The organism is Bradyrhizobium sp. UBA2491 (genome assembly GCF_002341725.1).
Taxonomy (GTDB): Bacteria; Pseudomonadota; Alphaproteobacteria; order Rhizobiales; family Xanthobacteraceae; genus Bradyrhizobium.
Window position 1 is genome coordinate 25,908 of the sequence record NZ_DDOP01000051.1, and the last position, 21,033, is coordinate 46,940.

General features: G+C 65.1%; 12 protein-coding genes. 8 read left to right on the forward strand and 4 right to left on the reverse strand.

Annotation, left to right across the window (positions count from 1 at the left end; genetic code table 11):
- Nucleotides 1-12: 12 nt before the first annotated feature.
- Entirely contained in the window at nt 13-1,962 is a 1,950-nt protein-coding gene (malQ, locus tag B2W55_RS17500; protein ID WP_024579881.1) for a 4-alpha-glucanotransferase, read from the reverse strand.
- Nucleotides 1,963-2,165: 203 nt separating this feature from the next.
- On the opposite strand from malQ, the gene B2W55_RS17505 reads away from it, so the two are divergent.
- From B2W55_RS17505 to treY, 6 genes are read left to right on the forward strand one after another with little or no spacing between them, the layout of a single operon-like run.
- Nucleotides 2,166-4,115 carry an alpha-1,4-glucan--maltose-1-phosphate maltosyltransferase gene (locus B2W55_RS17505; protein WP_024579880.1) on the forward strand — a complete coding sequence of 650 codons (1,950 nt, stop codon included), beginning with the start codon at nt 2,166-2,168 and terminating at the stop codon, nt 4,113-4,115.
- Nucleotides 4,116-4,125: 10 nt separating this feature from the next.
- Nucleotides 4,126-7,431 (forward strand): maltose alpha-D-glucosyltransferase, encoded by a 3,306-nt coding sequence (treS, locus tag B2W55_RS17510; protein ID WP_024579879.1) that lies wholly within the window; start codon nt 4,126-4,128, stop codon nt 7,429-7,431.
- Nucleotides 7,428-9,575, forward strand: a complete 2,148-nt coding sequence (glgB, locus tag B2W55_RS17515; protein WP_024579878.1) for a 1,4-alpha-glucan branching protein GlgB — start codon at nt 7,428-7,430, stop codon at nt 9,573-9,575. Before treS ends, glgB begins: the two co-directional genes overlap by 4 nt.
- Before the next feature lie 3 nt (nt 9,576-9,578).
- Nucleotides 9,579-11,651, forward strand: coding sequence for a glycogen debranching protein GlgX (gene glgX / locus B2W55_RS17520; RefSeq protein ID WP_024579877.1), 2,073 nt, complete (start codon nt 9,579-9,581; stop codon nt 11,649-11,651).
- The gene (gene treZ, locus B2W55_RS17525; RefSeq protein ID WP_024579876.1) at nt 11,648-13,402 is read left to right on the forward strand and encodes a malto-oligosyltrehalose trehalohydrolase; all 1,755 of its coding nucleotides are present in this window, start codon (nt 11,648-11,650) and stop codon (nt 13,400-13,402) included. The genes glgX and treZ overlap by 4 nt, the downstream gene beginning before the upstream one ends.
- Nucleotides 13,403-13,406: 4 nt before the next feature.
- Entirely contained in the window at nt 13,407-16,190 is a 2,784-nt protein-coding gene (gene treY / locus B2W55_RS17530; RefSeq protein ID WP_024579875.1) for a malto-oligosyltrehalose synthase, read from the forward strand.
- Between the two features lie 9 nt (nt 16,191-16,199).
- Here treY and B2W55_RS17535 read toward each other — a convergent pair whose 3' ends face one another.
- Nucleotides 16,200-16,508, reverse strand: coding sequence for a polyhydroxyalkanoic acid system family protein (locus B2W55_RS17535; protein WP_024579874.1), 309 nt, complete (start codon nt 16,506-16,508; stop codon nt 16,200-16,202).
- Between the two features lie 168 nt (nt 16,509-16,676).
- On the opposite strand from B2W55_RS17535, the gene B2W55_RS17540 reads away from it, so the two are divergent.
- Complete coding sequence (locus B2W55_RS17540; protein ID WP_080891122.1) at nt 16,677-16,841, forward strand: DUF3309 family protein; 165 nt, start codon at nt 16,677-16,679, stop codon at nt 16,839-16,841.
- 159 nt (nt 16,842-17,000) lie between these two features.
- Here the strand turns inward: B2W55_RS17540 and ligD are convergent, their stop codons facing one another.
- Complete coding sequence (gene ligD, locus B2W55_RS17545; RefSeq protein ID WP_024579873.1) at nt 17,001-19,634, reverse strand: DNA ligase D; 2,634 nt, start codon at nt 19,632-19,634, stop codon at nt 17,001-17,003.
- 124 nt (nt 19,635-19,758) lie between these two features.
- On the opposite strand from ligD, the gene B2W55_RS17550 reads away from it, so the two are divergent.
- Nucleotides 19,759-20,646: a Ku protein gene (locus B2W55_RS17550; protein ID WP_024579872.1), complete on the forward strand. Its 888-nt coding sequence runs from the start codon at nt 19,759-19,761 to the stop codon at nt 20,644-20,646.
- Between the two features lie 110 nt (nt 20,647-20,756).
- On the opposite strand, the gene B2W55_RS17555 is transcribed toward B2W55_RS17550, so the two are convergent.
- A complete protein-coding gene (locus tag B2W55_RS17555) occupies nt 20,757-20,987 on the reverse strand; it encodes a DUF6496 domain-containing protein (RefSeq protein WP_029878899.1) in 231 nt (76 codons plus the stop codon).
- Nucleotides 20,988-21,033: the final 46 nt, after the last annotated feature.

Consider the following 21,033-nt stretch of genomic DNA (forward strand, 5'->3'; position numbering starts at 1 on the left):
CGCTCCACGTTGTCAGGCGTGCGAGCGTTCGCGCGTTGCACGCTTGAGCGCGTCGACGTCGATCGCCGACGCCAGCTGCTCGAGCGAGACCGGAAGCCGCCGCTTCCAGTTCGGATGCTCGTAGACGGTGCCGGGGATGTTCGGCTGCTCGACGATGCCGAGCAGATCCTCCATCGAAACCGCCATCATCCGCGAGCGCGTCCGTGCCATGAAGCTCACCACCGAATAGAAGTCGTTGTGGTGGATGTCGTTCCGGCGCAACACGTCGTCGAGATGACCGAGCGCATCCCAGCGCCCCTGGTCGGTCTCGCCGGGGTCGATGCCGAGCGCGCGCTTGGTCTTGAGGTCGCTGAACGAACGCCAGCCGGCATAGGTCGAGAGGTCGTGGGTGTTGAAGGTGACCAGCGCATCGGGCAGGTAATAGTCGACGTTGCGGAACACGCCGCGGTCGTCGGTCTCGAACATCATCACGAGATAGGACCAGATGCCCCAGCCGTTCATCTGCTCGCGGAATCCCGGAGGCACGGTGCCGAGATCCTCGCCGATCACGACGCAACGGCTCGCCACGCTCTCCTGCGCGGTCGCCGCCAGCAGCGCCTCGAACGGCATCAGCACATAGGCGCCGTTGGCCGGGCCGAAGCCGCGCGGCACCAGATAGAGCCGCTTCAGCCCGAACGCATGGTCGAGCCGGATCGCGCCGGCGTGGTGCATCGAGGCGCGCAGCATCTGCCTGAACGGCTCGAACGAGCGCTGTTCGAGCCCTGCGGCATTGAAGCCGGCGAGACCCCAGTCCTGCCCCGCGGTGTTGAGCGGATCGGGCGGTGCGCCGACCCCGAGATGGCGCGAGATCGCGATCTGCTCGTTCCAGGCGTCGAAACCGTCGGACTGCACGCCGACGGCAACGTCGAGATAGAGCCCAACCCGCATGCCGAGCTTGTGCGCGAGGGCCTGGCAGGCGCCGAGCTGGCGGTCCGCGGTCCATTGCACGAATTCGACGAATTCGACCTCGGCGGCGGTGTCGCGCGCCCGGCGCAATTTCGCGCACGCCGTATCATTGGGCAGGCGCCATTCGTCCGGCCATTCCCACCACGGCGTACCGAATTTGTGCCGCATCACCTCGAAGCAGGCGAAGCGCGACAGCAGCACGCCCTGCTCCTTGCGATAGGCCTCGAAATCCTGCCAGCGGCCGAGGCCGGGATTGGCCTTGAACGCCGCGAAGGCCGCGCGCAGCGCCGGCCATTTCAGCGCCGCGACGCCGACATAGTCGACCATGTCGTGGCTACGAAGCTGCGCCAGCCCGGCTTGCGTCGCCGCGTCGGCGCGATACTCCGGAATCTTCTCGACGTCGACATAGAGTGCATTCAGGAACAGCCGGCTGTTCGGCGAATATGGGCTGCAATCGCCCGGCCGATCGTCGAACAGCGCATGCAGCGGATTGAGCCCGATGCCGTCGGCACCGAGCTGACGGGCGAACCCGAGCAGTCCCTCCAGATCGGTGAAGTCGCCGATCCCCCAGTTGCGCGCCGATCGCACGCCGTAGAGCTGGACCGCGATCACCCAGCAGCGGTCGAAGGTGCCGCCGAACGCGCCTTCCGGCGCCACCAGCAACGGCAGCTCCTCGCGGGCGCCCGATGCGTCCGATAGCTGCAACCGGTGCACGCCCTCGGGCAGACCGGACGGCCACGTCACACTCCGCTCGCGCGCCTCGCCTTGCGCAAGCACGGTGGTGGCGTTCATGAGCTTCCATTGCACCGGAAGCGCGGCCTCCTCCGACAGCCGGGTCGGCTCGGCGCGACCGGCGCGAATGACCACCGGATCGACGATGATCCGGCGCGGCGCATGTGGCGGAAGCGCGTCGAGGATCGCCGTGAGCGCCTCGGGGGTTGTCACACGGCGGTGACCGCTGCCATCGATATATTCGGTCTGAATTCCCAGGCTCTGGGCTTTGGCGTAAAGGTCCATTCGGCACGCTACTTGCTCGCAACGGTATTCGGATCGTTGCTAAATTGTATAGATGGGGGAAAGGGATAGTTGATGTTCAACGCTCTACCCTGTCTAGCGTTCCCGCCGGGAACCATTGCCCGGCGAGCGGCTTTCTATATGGGTCTGGCGCGCCTCCTTCCCGGCGCCGGGACGTCATTTGCACTTTCAATGGCGGCATCACCGTGAACAAAACCGTCCGGCCTGTCGAGGGTGCCCACGGCACTTTTCATATCACCGATGTCTACCCGTCGGTCGATGGCGGCCGTTTTCCCGTCAAGCGCATCGCGGGCGAATCCGTCGAGGTGTGGGCCGACATCTACCGCGACGGACATGACGTGATATCGGCGGCATTGGTGTGGCGGCGCGAAGGCGACGGCGAGTGGCAGCAGACGCCGATGACACAACACCGCGACGACCGCTGGGGCGGCACCTTCGTACCCGACCGGCCCGGCCGCTATACCTTTGCGATCGAGGCATGGACCGACGAGTTCGCCAGTTGGCAACGTCGCTTCGAGCAGAAGCCGCACGATGGCAGCGACCGCACGCTGGACGCGATCGAGGGTGCCGGCATGCTGACCCAGGCGCAGGCCGGTGGGCCTGCCGCGGCCGCCGTGATCATCAGGCAGTGCGAGGTCTTTCTGCAAACCGGCGAGGCGGGCGCGCTGCTCGCGCCGGAACTGCGCGAGGCGATGGCCGGCAGCCAGTTTCGCCGAGACCTGATGCGCTCCCCACCCTATCCGCTGACCGCCGATCGCCTGCGGGCACGCAGCGGCGCGTGGTACCAGATGTTTCCGCGCAGCCAGGGCAAGACCTCAGGCGTGCACGCGACCTTCAATGATTGCATCGCGCGGCTTCCCGACATCGCCGCGATGGGCTTCGATGTCGTGCTGCTGGCACCGATCCACCCGATCGGGCGGCAGCATCGCAAGGGCCGCAACAATGCCGCGATGGCGCAGCCAGGCGATCCCGGCAGTCCGTATGCGATCGGCGCGGCCGAAGGCGGTCATGACGCGGTGCATCCGGAGCTCGGCACGCTCGACGAATTCCGCGCCTTCGTCGCGTCATGCCAGGCGCATGGCCTCGAGGTCGCGCTCGATTTCGCAGTGCAGTTTTCCCTCGATCACCCCTGGCTTCGTACACATCCGCAGTGGTTCAAGCGCCGCCCGGACGGCTCGATGCGTGCGGCCGAGCACCCGCCGCAACGCTGGGATGACGTCGTCAATCCGGATTTCGGATCCGAGGATGCGGCTGCGCTGTGGCGCGCGCTGCGCGACGTCGTGCTGTTCTGGCTCGAACAGGGCGTCAAGATCTTCCGGGTCGACAATCCGCACACCAAGCCACTGGCATTCTGGGAATGGCTGATTCGCGAGGTGCAGGACCGCGATGCGGAGGTGCTGTTCCTGTCGGAAGCCTTCGCGCGGCCGAAACTGATGAAGGGCCTCGCCAAGCTCGGCTTCACGCAATCCTATAGCTACTTCACCTGGCGCACGCAGCGCGCCGAGCTCGAACAGTATCTCGGCGAGTTGATCGCCTATCCCGAGCGTGACTTCTTTCGGCCGAATTTCTTCGTCAACACCCCGGACATCCTGCCCTTCCACCTGCAAAGCGGCGAGTCCTGGATGTTCAAATCGCGCCTCGCGCTGGCCGCGACGCTGTCGAGCAATTACGGCATCTATAGCGGCTTCGAATTGCTCGAGCATATGCCGGTGCCCGGCCGCGAGGAATATCTCAACTCCGAGAAGTACGAGATCAGGGTTCGCGACTGGGATGAAGGCGGGAACATCAAGCCCTATGTCGCGGCCCTCAACCGGATCAGGCGCGGCAATCCGGCCCTGCAACAATTCGCCGATCTGCGCTTTATCAATGTCGATGACGGCGGGGTGATCGGCTTCGTCAAGGAGGCGACCGATCAGAGCAATGTGATCGCGGCCGCGATTGCATTATCGGGCGAGTTGCGTGAGGTCTGGCTTCCGCTCGGCGACGTCATGGTCGGCCGCGGCGATGCCCGCCGCCCCGTCACGGCCGTTGAAGACCTCATCACCGGCGAGCGCCACGCGCTCGAATGGGGAGGCATCCGCCTGCGTCTCAATCCTGCGCGCGATCCCGCGTTGCTGTTGCGCTGTGTCGCCTGAAGGAGCCGTCATGAACGTTTTCTCCTCCGTCAATACCGAGGTGAAGATCGCGACCGAGACCGCGGATCAGCTCTGGTACAAGGACGCGATCATCTACCAGCTGCACGTCAAGGCGTTCGCCGACAGCAACAATGACGGCATCGGCGACTTCGCCGGGCTGACGGAGAAACTCGGCTATCTACAGGAACTCGGCGTCACCGCGCTGTGGCTGTTGCCGTTCTATCCGTCGCCCGGCCGCGACGATGGCTACGACATCGGCGATTATGGCGACATCAATCCCGATTTCGGCACGATGAAGGACTTCAAGCGCTTCATCCAGGAGGCCAAGAAGCGCGGCCTGCGCGTCATCACCGAACTCGTCGTCAACCACACCTCGGACCAGCATCCGTGGTTCAAGCGCGCGCGCCGCAGCCCGCCGAATTCGAGCGCGCGCAGCTGGTATGTCTGGAGCGACACCGACCAGAAATACCTCGATACGCGGATCATCTTCACCGATACCGAGAAGTCGAACTGGACCTGGGATCCGGAAGCCGGCCAGTTCTACTGGCACCGCTTCTTCTCGCACCAGCCGGACCTCAATTTCGACAATCCCCGCGTGGTGCGGGCCATCGTGCAGGTGATGAAACGCTGGCTCGACACCGGCGTCGACGGCTTCCGGCTGGACGCCATTCCCTATCTGTGCGAGCGCGACGGCACCAACAACGAGAATCTGCCGGAGACGCATGCCATCATCAAGCGGCTGCGCCAGGAGCTCGACGCCTATGCCAAGGGCAAGATCCTGTTGGCCGAGGCCAATCAATGGCCGGAGGACGTGCAGGAGTATTTCGGCCATGGCGACGAATGCCACATGGCCTATCACTTCCCGCTGATGCCGCGCATCTACATGGCGATCGCCCAGGAAGACCGCTTTCCGATCACCGACATCCTAAGGCAGACGCCCGACATCCCGGCGGCGTGCCAATGGGCGCTGTTCCTGCGCAATCACGACGAGCTGACCCTGGAAATGGTCACCGACGTCGAACGCGACTATCTGTGGTCGACCTACGCCAACGACCCGCGCGCCCGCATCAATGTCGGCATCCGCCGCCGTCTTGCGCCGCTGATGGACAACGACCGCCGCAAGATCGAGCTGATGAACTCGCTGCTGCTGTCGTTTCCCGGCACGCCGATCATCTATTACGGCGACGAGATCGGCATGGGCGACAACATCTATCTCGGCGATCGCAACGGCGTGCGGACCCCGATGCAGTGGTCGCCGGACCGCAATGGCGGCTTCTCGCGCGCCGACCCGGCGCGGCTGTACGCGCCGATGATCATGGACCCGGTCTACGGCTACGAATCGGTCAATGTCGAGGCGCAGTCGCGCAGCCTGTCGTCGCTGCTGTCGGCGACCAAGCGGCTGATCGCGGTGCGCAAGTCGACGCTCGCCTTCGGCCGCGGCACCATGACCTTCATCCGCCCGGAGAACCGCTCGGTGCTCGCCTATGTCAGGCAGTACCAGGACAAGGTGATCCTGTGCGTCGCCAACCTGTCGCGCTCGGCGCAGGCGACCGAGCTCGACCTCTCCGCCTTCAAGGACCGCGTACCGCTGGAACTGCTGGGGCGCACGCGCTTCCCGGCGATCGGCGAACTGCCCTACATGATCACGCTCGCGCCCTACGGCTTCTACTGGTTCGAGTTGCAGGAGCGTGACAAGTCCGAGCCGGTGAAGCCGCGCGCAGTGCCGGAGTTCGAGACCCTGGTGGTGCCGCTGAATTCGACCTGGACGTCGCTGGCGCGGGAGCGCGGCGTGTTCGAGCACGAAGTGCTGCCCGGCCATCTCGCACGCTCACGCTGGTACCCCGAGCATTCCGTCAAGGCGATCCAACCGAAACTGGTGTCCGCGATCCCGTTCTGCGACATCGGCGACAACCGGCCATGGCTGATCTTCTTCGAGACCACCGAGCGTAGCACCACCAGCCGTTACGTGCTGCCGATGCAGATCGAATGGGTGCGCTTCGATCGCGAGCGCTACAACCCGCGCGCCTTCGCCGCGGTGCGCCAGGGCGCACGCGAAGGCACGCTGCTGGATGTCGCGACCGACCAGATCTTCACCGGCCTGTTCCTGCGGAATCTGCGGGAAAACCTGACGGTCGACGAAGGCGAACAGGGCCTGAAGCTCGAATTCCGTCCGACCAGCCGCTTCTCCGATCGGCCGGTGCGGCAGCCCGAGCGTATTCGTGTGTTCGAGAACGATCAGCCGCATTCGACGGCGTTGGTCGACAACGAATATGTCACCAAGATCTACCGCAAGCTCGAGGTCGGCATCAATCCGGAGATCGAGATGGGCCGCTTCCTCACCGAGGTGGTCGGCTTCCCGAATACCCCTGCTCTGCTTGGCACGTCCGAATTGGTCGAGGGCGACAAGCGCAGTGCGATCGCGGTGCTGCATACGATGATCGTCAACCAGGGCGATCTCTGGACGGTCGCTGCCGCTCACCTCGACCGCCTGGTCGAACGGCAACGCCTGCTCGCGGTGAGCGAACATCCGGCGGAGAACGGCGACCAGGCAACCTATCTGCGCCATTTGTCGCATAGCGGAAAGCGCCTCGCGGAATTGCATCTGGCACTTGCCAGCAACCGCGATCTGCCGGACTTCGCGCCAGAGCCGACCAGGCCGGAGGACCTGCAACGCTGGGCCGACGAGATCATGGCGCGCGCCGAGCGCGTGTTCGATACCCTGAAGCAGCGGCGCAGCTCCCTGAGGGAGCCCGACCGGCTGCTCGCCGATCAATTGCAGGCCCGGCACGACATGCTGCCGGAGCGGCTCAAGGCGTTGCTGCCGCGCGAGACCGATGGCCTCAACGTCCGCCATCACGGCGACCTGCATCTCGGCCAGCTGCTGGTGGTCAAGGACGACGTCTTCATCATCGATTTCGACGGCGGACCGGGCCGCACCATCGCGGAGCGCCGCCGCAAGGCACCGCCGGCCCGCGACGTCGCCGGCCTGATCCGCTCGATCGACTATGCGGCGACCGCCGCGCTGGAACGGGCGCTCAGGGTCGCTCCCGACGACAGCGGCAGGTTGAGCCTCGCCCTGGCCGAATGGCGCGACCGGGCCGCGGACGCCTTCCTGGCAGCCTATCGCGAGACCATGGCCGGCCAGCGGCTGTGGCCCTCTGAGCCCAAGGCGGCCGATCGTTTGCTCAACTTTTTCCTGCTTGAGAAAGCCTTCTACGAGATCGAGTATGAGCTGGCCAACCGGCCGGATTGGCTGCGGGTGCCGCTTACCGGCCTGCTGAGGATCCTGCCGCAACAGCCGCATGAGGGTGCATGACCAAACTGCCCGCCGAGGCCTATGCCATCATCGAGGGCCGCCATTCCGACCCGTTCCACTATCTCGGGCTGCATCCCGAGGGGGATCGCAACGTGGTGCGCGCCTTCCTGCCTGACGCCAGCAATGTCGAGGCGATCGGCGAGCATGGCGGGACGGTGGAGCTGGCGCGGATCCACGATGCCGGCCTGTTCGCGGGTCCCTTGCCGAACGGCTCGACGCGCTACCAACTCCGCGCCCGCTTCGGTAACAAGGTCGTCGAGCTGGAGGACGCCTACCGTTTCCCGCCGATCCTGAGCGATTTCGATCTCTATCTGCTCGGCGAGGGCACGCATCAGCGCGTCTACGACACGCTCGGCGCGCACCCGATGACGCTCGACGGCGTCGACGGCATCGGCTTCGTGGTGCTGGCGCCGAATGCGCGCCGGGTCAGCGTGGTCGGCGACTTCAATTTCTGGGACGGCAGGCGGCATCCGATGCGCGTCCGCGGCCCCGGCTATTGGGAGCTGTTCATCCCGCGGGCACGCGTCGGCGATCACTACAAGTTCGAGATCGTCGGCCGTAACGGCCAGCATTTGCCGCTGAAATCCGATCCGCTGGCGTTCGCCGCCGAGGTACGTCCGAAGACCGCCTCGATCGTGATCGACGAGCGCAAGATCCCGCACCCGCGTCCCGCGCCGGATCGCGTCAACGCGCTGAGCTCGCCGATGTCGATCTACGAGGTCCATCTCGGCTCCTGGCGGCGCAAGGGCCGCAACGAATGGCTGACCTATCGCGAGATGGCGGAACAGCTTCCCGCCTATGCCAGCGACCTCGGCTTCACCCATGTCGAATTCCTGCCCATATCCGAGCATCCGTTCGACGGCTCCTGGGGCTACCAGCCGACCGGCATGTTCGCGCCGACCAGCCGGTTCGGCTCGCCGGACGATTTCGCAGCGCTGATCGACGCCTGCCATGCCGCGGGCCTCGCCGTGCTGCTCGACTGGGTCCCCGGACATTTCCCCGACGATCCGCACGGCCTCGGCCATTTCGACGGCACCGCGCTCTACGAGCACGCCAACCCGCTGCAGGGCCGTCACCTCGACTGGGGCACGCTGATCTACAATTACGGGCGCACCGAGGTGACCAACTTCCTGGTGTCGAACGCGCTGTTCTGGCTCGACCGCTACGGCATCGACGGGCTGCGCGTCGATGCCGTCGCCTCGATGCTCTATCTCGATTACAGCCGCCCCGCTGGCGGCTGGATTCCGAACAAATATGGCGGCCGGGAGAACATCGAGGCGATCGATTTCCTGCGCCGCTTCAACACCGAGCTGTTCGCGCATTTCCCGCAGGCGACCACGGCAGCCGAGGAGTCCACCGCCTGGCCGCAGGTGTCGCGCCCGGTCGAATATGGCGGGCTCGGCTTCGGCTACAAGTGGAACATGGGCTGGATGCACGACACGCTGAAATACATCGGCAAGGATCCGATCCACCGCAAACATCATCACGGCGATATCCTGTTCGGCCTGCACTATGCCTTCTCGGAGAACTTCATCCTGCCGCTGTCCCACGACGAGGTGGTGCACGGCAAGCGCTCGATCCTCGGCCGCATGCCCGGCGACGACTGGCAGCGCTTCGCCAACCTGCGCGCCTATTACAGCTTCATGTTCGGCCATCCCGGCAAGAAGCTGATGTTCATGGGCTGCGAATTCGGCCAGGAACGCGAGTGGAACCACGACTATTCGATCGACTGGCACTTGCTGGACCAGCCCAAGCACAAGGGCATCCAGAACCTGATCCGCGACCTCAACCGGCTCTATCGCGCAGTGCCGGCGCTGCATGAGCTCGACTGCGACCAGGCCGGCTTCGAATGGGTCATCAGCGACGACGCGAACAACAATGTGTTCGCCTGGATCCGCAAGGGCAATGCCGAGCGCGCGCGCTGCCTCGTGGTCATGAACTTCTCGCCCAACGTCTATCGCAACTATCGTGTCCGGGTGCCGCTCGCGGGCAAATGGCACGAGGTGCTCAACTCGGACTCCGCGCATTACGGCGGCACCAATGTCGGCAATATCGGCGAGGTTCGCACGTCCGAGGGCGCCACGCCGGAGCTGGACCTGACCATTCCGCCGCTGGCTGCGATCTTCCTCGTACCGGAAAGCTAGCTCATGCGTCTGACTGGGGGAACGTCCGCACGGCTCGGTGCAAGCTGGGACGGCAGAGGCACCAATTTTGCGCTGTTCTCGGCGAATGCCGAAAAGGTGGAGCTGTGCCTGTTCGACGGCCAGGGTCGCCGCGAGCTCGAGCGGATCGAGATGCCGGAGCGCACCGAGGACGTCTGGCACTGCTACCTCAACGACGTCTCGCCGGGCCAGCTCTACGGCTATCGCGTCTACGGACCCTATGCGCCGGAGCGTGGCCACCGCTTCAACGCCAACAAGCTGTTGCTCGATCCCTATGCCAAGCGGCTCGCCGGCCGGCTGGTGTGGAGCGACGCGCATTTCGCCTACCGCACCGGCAGCGCGCGCGAGGATCTCTCCTTCGACCGCCGCGACAATGCCCGCGGCATGCCGAAGGCTGTGGTGGTCGACGAGAGCTTCAACTGGGGGCGCCGCGAAATCCGGCCGCAGATCCCCTGGGCAGACACCATCATCTACGAGGCCCACGTCAAGGGCCTGACCCAGAAGCGCGAGGACGTGCCGCCGAACCTGCGCGGCACCTATGGCGGGCTGTCTTCGCCGGCGATGATCGACCACCTGAAGCGGCTCGGCGTCACGACCATCGAGCTGTTGCCGATCCACGGCCTGATCGACGACCGCGTGCTGGTCGAGAAGAAGCTCGCGAACTACTGGGGCTACAACACCATCGCGTTCTTCGCGCCCGAGGCGCGCTACGCCCAGGACAATGCGCTGGACTCGTTTCGTACGACAGTCGCACGGCTGCACGACGCCGGCATCGAGGTGCTGCTCGACGTGGTCTACAACCACACCGCCGAGGGCAACCATATGGGCCCGACACTGTGCTTCCGCGGCATCGACAACGCCTCCTATTACTGGCTGAACCGCGAGAACCCGCGCTTCTACGACGACTTCACCGGCTGCGGCAGCTCGGTCAACCTCACCCATCCGCGCGTGCTGCAAATGGTGATGGATTCGCTGCGCTACTGGGTCGAGGTCTGCCATGTCGATGGCTTCCGCTTCGATCTCGCCACCACGCTGGCACGCGGGCCGAACGGCTTTGATCGCAACCACCCCTTCCTCACCGCGATCCGCCAGGATCCGGTGCTGGCGACCGTGAAGATGGTCGCCGAGCCGTGGGATCTCGGTCTCGGCGGCTACCAGGTCGGCGCCTTCCCGTCGCAATGGTCGGAGTGGAACGACCGCTACCGCAGTGCGATGCGGCGTTACTGGAGCGGCGAAGGCAGCCTGATCGGCGACATCTCGGGCCGCATGACCGCGTCCTCCGATCTGTTTCATCACGACAACCGCGCGACCCGCGCCAGCATCAACCACATCACGGTGCATGACGGCTTCACGCTGGCCGACCTGTTCAGCTACAACGAGAAGCACAACGAGGCCAATGGCGAGGACAATCGCGACGGCTCCAACGACAATCACAGCAACAATTGCGGCCATGAAGGACCGACCGATGATCCCGCGATCATCGCGCTGCGCCGGCAGTTGCGGAAGAATGCGCTGGCCTGCCTGTTGCTGGCGCAGGGCACGCCGCTGATCCTCGCCGGCGATGAGGTCGCCAACACCCAAGGCGGCAACAACAACGCCTATTGCCAGGACAATGAGACCGGCTGGGTGGGCTGGGAGAACCTCGGCACGGACGACGACGATATCGATTTCATCGGCCATCTCACCGCGCTGCGCCAGCGCTTCGGCCAGATCCGCTGCCAGAGCTGGCTCGACGGCCGCCGCGCCGACGGCAGCTATGGCGTGCTGTGGCTGACGCCGGCAGCGGAGGAGATGAAGGAATCCGACTGGAAATTCCCGGAAAGCCGGTTCCTGGCCTATGTGCTGGGGCCGATGGAACAAGGCCAGGCGCCGATCTTTATCGTGCTGAACGCCGCACCGCAGGAGATCGTGTTCAGGATGCCGAGAATGGCGGAGTACAGCAGCTGGCAGCAGGTCTTGAACACGACCCAGGCGGAGCAGACCGCCGAGCAGTTCGCATCCGGCGCAGACATGACGGCACCGCCGCGCTCGGTGCTGGCCTTCGCAGGCTCCGCATGAGCGCCCAGCATTTCGGACCCGAGCTGACGCCCGATGGCGCGCGCTTCCGGCTATGGGCGCCGGCAGCCAAGCGCGTCGACCTGCTGCTCGACAAGCCGCACGCCCTGACGCGCGACGCCGCCGGCTGGTACGTTGCCGAGATCGCGGGCGCGCGCGCCGGTACCCGCTACAAATTCCGCATCGACGACGAGGTCGACGTGCCAGATCCCGCCTCCGCATTCCAGCCGGACGATGTGTTCGGGGCGAGCGAGGTGATCGACCACACCGCTTTCAAATGGCGCGCGACCGAGTGGCGCGGACGACCCTGGCACGAAGCCGTGATTCTCGAAGCCCATGTCGGCACCTTCACGCGAGAGGGCACCCATCGCGCCATGATCGACAAGCTCGATCATCTGGTGGCGACCGGCATCACCGCGCTCGAACTGATGCCGCTGGCGGATTTCGCCGGCAAGCGAAACTGGGGCTATGACGGCGTGCTGTGGTACGCGCCCGACAGCGCCTATGGCCGCCCCGAAGATCTGAAGACCTTGATCGACGAGGCGCATCTGCGCGGGCTGATGGTGATGCTCGACGTGGTCTATAACCATTTCGGACCCGAGGGGAATTACCTCGGCCGCTACGCACCAAATTTCTTCAGCGATGCACACACGCCATGGGGCAGCGCGATCGACTATCGCGTGCCCGAGGTCCGCGCCTTCGCGATCGAGAGTGTCGTGAGCTGGCTGCGCGACTATCGCTTCGACGGGCTGCGGTTCGACGCGGTCAACACCATCGTCGAAGCCGGCGAGGTCTCCGTGCTGCACGATTTCAGCAAGGCGGCCGGCCATCTCGCAGCCGAGACCGGCCGGCAGATCAACCTCGTGCTCGAAAACGGCGACAACATCGCGAGCCTGCTGGATGACGCGGAGGATCCGCCGCGTGGCAAGTTCCGCGGCCAGTGGAATGACGACTACCACCACGCCTGGCACGTGATCCTGACCGGCGAGGCCCAGGGCTATTACGCCGACTATCAGCAGTCGCCGAAGCAGGACCTGGTTCGCGCACTGTCCTCCGGCTACATCTATCAGGGCGAGGTCTCGGGCTTCTGGGGCGGCAAGGCCCGCGGCGAGCCGAGCGGCATGCTGTCGCCGACCTGCTTCATCAATTTCCTGCAGAACCACGACCAGATCGGCAACCGTCCGCTCGGCGAGCGTCTCGACAGCATCGCGAAGCCGCAAGCGATCGAGGCAGGGCTGGCGGTGACGCTGCTCGCGCCGACCACGCCGATGCTGTTCATGGGCGAGGAATGGGGCGCGACGACGCCGTTCCCGTTCTTCTGCGATTTCACCGGCGATCTCGCCAACGCGGTGCGCGCCGGGCGGCGCAAGGAATTCGCCTGGGCTTATGCCAAGTATGGCGACGATGTTCCGGACCCGCTCGCCGAGAAGACCATGCAATCGGCGGTGCTCGATTGGACGGCGCTTGAGCGCACTCCCGGCCGCGACCGGGTTGCGCTGGTGCGCGAACTGCTCGCGGTGCGCCACCGCGAGATCCTGCCGCGATTGGCCAAGGTGCGTTTCGGCGAGGCCCATGTGACGGCCAATCTGCTGACCGCGCATTGGCAGATGGGAGACCGCAGCACGCTATGGCTAACGGTCAACCTGTCGGATCAGGCCATCGGCCACGTTCCCGAGCCGAAGGGAACCGCGATCTGGGGCGGCGCGTTGTCGAGCGACCTCCCTGGCTGGGCGGTGCGCTGGCACATCGGATAGCACCATGCCTCCGGCGATCCCGATCGCGACTTACCGTCTGCAACTCACCGCCGATTTCGACTTCGATGCCGCCGCGAGCGTGGCGCCGTACCTAAAGGCGCTCGGCATCAGCCATGTCTATGCCTCGCCGTTCATGAAGGCGCGCAAGGGCTCGACCCATGGCTATGACGTCGTCGACCACACCAAGTTCAATCCGGAACTCGGCGGCGAAGCCGGCTTCGCACGGTTCAGCGACGCGTTGAAGCGCAACGACCTCGGGCTGATCCTGGATTTCGTGCCGAACCATGTCGGCGTGCACTTCGCCGACAATCCGTGGTGGCTCGATGTCCTCGAATGGGGGCCGGTGTCGCCGCACGCGGTCTCCTTCGACATCGACTGGGACCAATTGCCCTACCGCGCGCGCGGCGGCGTGCTGCTGCCGATCCTCGGCTCGTCCTATGGCCAGGCGCTGGAGCGCGGCGAGATCGAGCTGCGCTACGACGCAAACGAAGGCAGTTTCTCCGCCTGGTATTTCGAGCACCGCCTGCCGATCGCACCTGAACGCTATGGCGAGGTGCTGCGCAGCATCGTCCGCGAGGCCGGTGCCGAAAACAGCCCGGCCGGCCGCGCGCTGCTCGAACTCGCGGCGCGCTACCGCGGCCTGCGCCATCCGAACCGCAAGGAGGCGCCGACACTGAAGGCGGCGATCAAGGCGATCGATGATAGCGCCGACATCATTGCGCGCGGGCTCGACGCCTATCGCGCCGGCGAGGACCGCCCTACCCAGACGCTGGCGCTGCATCACCTGCTGGAACGCCAGCACTACAAGCTTGGCCACTGGCGGCTCGCCTCCAGCGACATCAACTATCGCCGCTTCTTCGACGTCAACACGCTGGCTGGCCTCCGGGTCGAGGACGCCGCCACTTTCGAGGCGAGCCATAGCCTGGTGAAGCGGCTGATCGCGGAGGACCGGCTGCAAGGCCTGAGGCTCGACCATATCGACGGCCTGCGCGATCCCGCGCAGTATTTCCAGCGGCTGCGTCGCCTGATCCGCTCGGCGCAAGGCGGCAAGGCCCGGCCGTTCTACATGGTGATCGAGAAGATCCTCGGCGAGGACGAGAAGCTGACCAGGTTTGCCGGCGTCCACGGCACCACCGGCTATGAATGGATGAATACGATCAGCCAGGTGCTGGTCGACGGCAATGGTCTCGATCCGCTCAATGAGATCTGGCGCCAGATCAGCAACCAGTCGCCGAACCTGACGCCGGTGCTGCGCGAGGCCAAGCGCCGCGTGCTGGAGACGCTGCTGACCAGCGAATTCACCGTGCTGGCGCGGCTCGTCGCGCGCATCGCCAGCGGACATTATTCGACCCGCGATTTCTCCGGTGACAGCCTGCGGCAGGCACTCGAGCTCTATGTGCTGCACTTCCCGGTCTATCGCACCTATCTCACCGGCTCGGGCCCGACCGCGCATGACCGCGCGCTGATCAGCGACACCATCGAGCGCGCCCGCGCCGACTGGTTCGCCGCCGACGAAGGCATCTTCGACTTCCTGCGCGATGCCTTGACCATGGATTTGTTGAAGCCCGGCCGGCCGCCGCACAGCGCGCCGCGGGTCCGCCGCTTCGCGCTGAAGGTGCAGCAGTTCACCGGGCCGATGATGGCCAAGTCGCTGGAGGACACCACCTTCTATCGCTACCATCGCCTGCTGGCGCTCAACGAGGTCGGCGGCGATCCCGCCGCAAGCGCGATTGCGCCCGAAACGTTCCACGCCATGATGGCGACCCGCGCCCGCGAATGGCCGAACGGCATGACGTCGACCGCGACCCACGACACCAAGCGCGGCGAGGACGCCCGCGCCCGCATCATGGCGCTCGCAGAGATTCCCGGCGAATGGACCAGCGCGGTGGCGCGCTGGAAGGTGTTGAACGCGCCGCATCTGGTGCTCGACGGCGAGATGCGCGCGCCGTCGGCGACGTTCGAGTACATGCTGTATCAGGCCCTGCTCGGCGCCTGGGATCCGGATGACGCCTCGCTCCTCCCGCGCATCCAGGCCTATGCGCTAAAGGCGGCGCGCGAGGGCAAGCAGGAGACCAGCTGGCTCAATCCGCATGAGCCCTATGAGGCCGGCGTGAAGGCCTTCATCGCGCGGATCCTCGATCGCAGCGCCTCGCCCGAATTCGTCGGCGCGCTCGATACGCTGGCGCAGCGCACCGCGCTGATCGGCGCGCTGAACTCGCTCAGCCAGATCACGCTGAAGGCGACCATGCCGGGCGTGCCGGATTTCTACCAGGGCACCGAAAGCTGGGATCTTTCGCTGGTCGACCCCGACAACCGCCGGCCGGTCGACTTTGCCGGGCGCGAAGCCATGCTTGCGGCGCTGGAGGCGCCGGATTGGAAGGCGCTGGCCGAGAGCTGGCGCGATGGCCGCCTGAAGTTTGCCTGGACGCGACATCTGCTGCGGCTGCGCAACGAGATGGCGGGCGTGTTCACCAGCGGCGACTACGAGCCACTCGCGGTCAGCGGCCCGCATCGCGATCACGTCGTCGCGTTCGCAAGGCGTCACGGCCGCGAAGCCGTGATCGTCGCGGTGGCGAAATCCTTCGCTCCGTTCACACAGGGCGGCCGTCACTGGCCGCGACCAGAGGCTTATGAAGGCGAGATCGATCTGGCCGGGTATTCGCTCCCCGATGGCGAGACCAGGGCCCAGCTCTCAACGCTGTTCGCCAATCTGCCCGTCGCCGTTGTGAAGGCAAAAGCCGCAACTGGAGCCAAGCAAGACCCAAAGCGTGTGCGCGAACACGGCTAGCGGCGCGCGTCAGCTCTTGCCGAGCAGCAACTGGCCGCGTTTCTGAATGGCCACCTGAGCGGCCTCGGCGAAACGCTGGAGCAGCCACGGCAGCGTCACCTCGAGGCGGACCAGGGTATCCTCGACGTCGAGATGTCCGGACGCGACCTGCCCCAGCGCGCGGACCCGGAAGCTCATGCGATTGCCGTCCCAGCTTTCCTCGTCGACGCTGAGCACCGGCACATTCACGGCTGCGCGCGAAAGGCCTGTCTTCAGGCGGCGCATCGCCTCGTCGCGGCCAAGACTGTGGGGGATCGAAACGATCAGCGGCGCCGACATCGCGGTGCACTCCTCATGTGATCGTCACCATGTAAATACGTTCCCATAAAAATGGAAGATGGGCGGTATTTATCGCTGCGCGAGAATTGGAACTTTCGCCAAACCGGTTTGTTTTCCTCGCGCGTAGGGCAGAGACGAACAGGCCCGCGGGGCTGAGGAGAGCTTGAAATGTCACTTGGAACGATCATCCTTATTATTCTGGTCATCGCGCTGCTTGGCGGCTTCAGCGGCATTGGCGGCGGACCGTTCTACGGCACCGGCTATTATGGCGGCGGCGGTCTCGGCCTGGTGATCGTGATCCTGCTGATCCTGCTGCTGCTCGGACGCATCTAGCGCCTGGACGCGTGTCGCGTCGTATCCGCATCAACACCTGTCATCACCCGCTTTCGCGAAAGCGGGTGATTCAATATTCCAGAGGCGTCAACGATTTAATCGACAGGCTTTGGCGTACTGGATACCCCGCCTTTGCGGGGCATGACGAGGAGAACGCGCTCACTGCGCAGCAAGCTTCTTGATCGCCGCCTTGATCGACGACGCCGCATCGTCATAGCCGTCCCAGGCCTTGGTCTTCGCAAGCAGCGCCGGCACCGACCTCACCGTGTACTTTGCCGGATCGAGATCGCCACGCACCTGTGTCCAGGTCAGCGGCATCGACACAGTCGCGCCCGGCCGCGCCCGCGGCGAGACCACCGCGACCGCCGTCGCGAGCCGGTCGTTGCGCAGATAATCGAGGAAGATCTTTCCGGTGCGCTTGGCTTTGGACATGTTGATCAGATAGCGCTCCGGGTCGTCCTGCGCCATCCATTGGCAGATGCCCTGCGCGAAGGCCTTGGCCTCCTTCCAGGTCACCTTGTCCCTGGCCCCCGACTGCAACGGCGCGACGACATGAAGGCCCTTGCCACCGGTGGTCTTGCAGAAGCTTTCGAGGCCGACCGCGGTCAGCCGCTGGCGCATCTCCTTGGCAGCGTCGACGACGTCGGAGAACGCCACGTCGGGCGCCGGATCGAGATCGAACACCAGCCGGCCCGGCGTATCATAGGCGTCGGGCGCGCAATTCCAGGGATGCAGCTCGAGGCCGCCGAGCTGCGCGACCGCGGCCAGCCCCTCGATCTGGTCGATCTGCAAATACGGTTTGCGGTCGCCCGAGACCTTGGCAAGCTTCAGCAGCTTCGACGTGCCGGCCATCGCGTGACGCTGGAAGAACGTCTCGCCCTTGATGCCGTCGGGCGCGCGCACGATCGAGCACGGCCGCCCCTTGAGATAGCCGATCATCCATTCGCCGACCGCCTCGAAATAGCTGGCGAGGTCGAGCTTGGTCACCGGCTCGCCGTCGCCGGCATCGGGCCACAACGCCTTGTCGGGATGCGAGATGGCGACGCCCATCACCTCGCTCGACGCCTTGCCTTTCGCCATCGGCTTCACCACTCTGATTACGACCGGTCGCTCGGCCTCGACCTCATGCGCCGGCTTGTCCTGCCGCAGCCCCTTGAAGGCGGCCTGGCGGATATTGCCGGCGTCGGTCCAGCCCGCGAACTCGATCTCGGCAACGAGCTCGGGCTTCAGCCAGTGCACCTCGCGGGTCTTTTTCGGCGCATCCTTGCCGCCGAACGGGCTCGTGTCGGAGGCAGCTTCCTTCAGCGCCGGCATGATGCGGCGGACGGTATCCTGGCCAAAGCCGGTGCCGACGATGCCGACAAAGGCCAGATGATCGCCGCGATAGACGCCGGCCATCAGCGAGCGGAATTTGCCGTTGGTGGTCTTCCAGCCGCCGAGCACCACCTCGTGGCCGGCGCGGATTTTGGCCTTCGTCCAGTCGTCGGAACGGCCGGAGCGATAGGCCCCGTCGAGCCGCTTGGAGACGATGCCTTCCAGCCCGAGCTTGCGCGCGGACTCCAGCACGGCATCGCCGCTCTCCTCGAAGTGCTCGACATAGCGGATCAAGGGGTTCTTGCCCTTGCGCGCCGCGAGCAACGTCTTCAAACGCGACTTGCGCTCGGCGAGCGGCAGTGGTCGGAGGTCCTCGGTGCCGGCAAACAGCAGGTCGAACGCGTAGAAGATTAGTTGCTCGGTCTTGCCGTCGGAGAGCGCGGCCTGCAACGTCGAAAAATGCGGCGTTCCGTTCTCGTCGAGCGCGACGATCTCGCCGTCGATCAAGGCATCCGGCAGCTTGCTGGCCTCCTTCACGATCGCGGCGAACTTGTCCGACCAATCGAGTCCCTTGCGGGTCTTCACGTCAGCCTCGCCATCCCCCACGCGAAGCTGCACGCGATAGCCGTCGAACTTGATCTCGTGGCCCCAGTCGGCGCCATTCGGCGGAGACTCGACCGCGGCGCAGAGCTGCGGCGAGACGAAATCGGGCATCTCCGCCACCTGCTTCGGCTTCGCCCTCGGCCGCTCCTTCAACTGCGCCTTCAGCTTTGCCTTTGGCGCTGGCGCCTTGGTCTTCGCGCGGGCGTCCGCGGCCATGCCGTGATTGGACTGCCAGACCGCATCCGCTGTGGCCTTGCCGTTGCCCTTCGCCAGCATGAACGGCTTCGGCGCCCGGCCCTTGCCGGCTGCGATCTGCGCCATCGAACGGCCCGACGCAACCGAGCGATCCTCTCCGAGAACCGCTTCGCCATCGCCATCGACGGCATATTCATCCCGGTGCTTGATCAATAGCCAATTGGTGCGCTTGCCGCCGAAGCGGTCGCTCTTCATTCGCACCAGGACCCAGCTGCCGTGCAGCTTCTCGCCATGCAGGGTGAACTTCAGGTCGCCCTTCTTGAAGCCGCGCTCGGGATCGTCAGAGTCCCAGGTGCCGCGATCCCACAGCTGCACGGTGCCGCCGCCATATTGGTCTTCGGGGATCGTACCTTCGAAATCGCCGTAGTCGAGCGGATGATCCTCGACCTCGACCGCGAGCCGCTTGTCATGCGGATCGAGCGATGGCCCGCGCGTCACCGCCCAGGACTTGAAGACGCCATCGAACTCCAGCCTGAAATCATAGTGCAGCCGCGTCGCGTCATGCTTCTGGATCACGAAGCGCCGCTGCTTGCTCGGTGCGACCTTGACGTCGCCCGACGGCTCACTGGTCTTCTCGAAGTCGCGCTTCTTGCGATAGGTGGTGAGGTTTCTCAGCGACACGTGATTTCTCAGCGACACATCCAGGCCTCGACGCAAACGGCGGCCGCCGCCCCGGCGCGGCCATCAGGAACCAAAACCTACGGTATCCGTTCAAGTTCCAAACTCAAGCTGTTTGGAGACGATCATGGCCGCTCCCCGCGCCTACTGGAAAGGCACGCTCAAGCTCTCGCTGGTGTCATGCCCGGTGGCGCTCTACCCGGCCTCGACCACGGTCGAGAAGACCCGCTTCCACATGATCAACCGGGAGACCGGCAACCGGCTGAAGCAGCAGATGGTCGATGCCGAGACCGGCGACGTCGTCGAGGGCGACCAGAAGGGTCGCGGCTACGAGGTGAGCAAGGGCAAGTATGTCGAGATCGAGAAGGACGAGCTCGAGGCGGTCCAGATCGAGAGCAACCACACCATCGATATCGACGCTTTCGTGCCTGAAAGCGAGATCGACAAGCGCTATCTCGACCACCCCTATTACATCAGGCCCGACGGCAAGGCCGGCATCGATGCGTTCGCGGTGATCCGCGACGCCATGAAGGACCAGGACCGCGTCGCGCTGGCCCGGATCGTGCTGACCAACCGCGAGCATGTGATCGCGATCGAGCCACTCGACAAGGGCATGCTCGGCACCACCTTGCGCTACCCCTATGAGGTACGCGACGCTGACGATTATTTCGACGACATCAAGAGCCCGAAGGTGACCAAGGACATGATCGAGCTCGCCGGCCACATCCTCGACAGCAAGGCCGCGCATTTCGACCCGTCAAAGTTCAAGGACGACTACGAGACCGCGCTGAAAGCCCTGGTCCGCCGCAAGGCCGCCGGCAAGCCGATCAAGGCCGCCGAGCGCGAGGAGAAGCCGAGCAATGTGGTGAGCCTGATGGACGCGTTGAAGCAGAGCCTGAAGAGCGGCAAAAGCGGCGCAAGGCGCTCGGGCTCGACCGCGCGGCGCCCGACATCGCACCGCCGCGCGGCGAAGAAGGCGCACCGGTCGACTACGCGTCGGCAAAAGGCGGGGTAGGCCTTCACCGCGTCATTGCGAGCGAAGCGAAGCAATCCATCTTTCCGCCCATGCTGAAGGATGGATTGATTCGTCGCTACGCGTCTCGCAATGACAAATGGCTCGGCACCCTACCGCTTCGCAGCCTTTCGCTTCTTGGCGGTCTTCCGTTTCTTCGTTGTCTTCGCCTTCTTCGGCACCTTACGGCCCTTGGCGCGCGCCTCCGACAGTCCGATCGCGATCGCCTGCTTGCGGCTCGTCACCTTCTTCTTGGAGCCGCCGCTACGCAGCGTCCCGGCTTTGCGCTTCTTCATCACGCGCTCGATATCCTCAGATGCCCTCCGCGAGTATTTCCTTGCCATGACGTGTCTCCCGGTAAGGCAGACCAAGCCGCGATGGCAGCGAAAG

Coding starts and splice junctions, on each gene's coding strand:
- B2W55_RS17555 (WP_029878899.1), bottom strand. CDS start 20,987: ATGGCAAGGAAATACTCGCGGAGGGCATCTGAGGATATCGAGCGCGTG.
- glgX (WP_024579877.1), top strand. CDS start 9,579: ATGCGTCTGACTGGGGGAACGTCCGCACGGCTCGGTGCAAGCTGGGAC.
- treZ (WP_024579876.1), top strand. CDS start 11,648: ATGAGCGCCCAGCATTTCGGACCCGAGCTGACGCCCGATGGCGCGCGC.
- treS (WP_024579879.1), top strand. CDS start 4,126: ATGAACGTTTTCTCCTCCGTCAATACCGAGGTGAAGATCGCGACCGAG.
- B2W55_RS17540 (WP_080891122.1), top strand. CDS start 16,677: ATGTCACTTGGAACGATCATCCTTATTATTCTGGTCATCGCGCTGCTT.
- B2W55_RS17550 (WP_024579872.1), top strand. CDS start 19,759: ATGGCCGCTCCCCGCGCCTACTGGAAAGGCACGCTCAAGCTCTCGCTG.
- malQ (WP_024579881.1), bottom strand. CDS start 1,962: ATGGACCTTTACGCCAAAGCCCAGAGCCTGGGAATTCAGACCGAATAT.
- glgB (WP_024579878.1), top strand. CDS start 7,428: ATGACCAAACTGCCCGCCGAGGCCTATGCCATCATCGAGGGCCGCCAT.
- B2W55_RS17535 (WP_024579874.1), bottom strand. CDS start 16,508: ATGTCGGCGCCGCTGATCGTTTCGATCCCCCACAGTCTTGGCCGCGAC.
- treY (WP_024579875.1), top strand. CDS start 13,407: ATGCCTCCGGCGATCCCGATCGCGACTTACCGTCTGCAACTCACCGCC.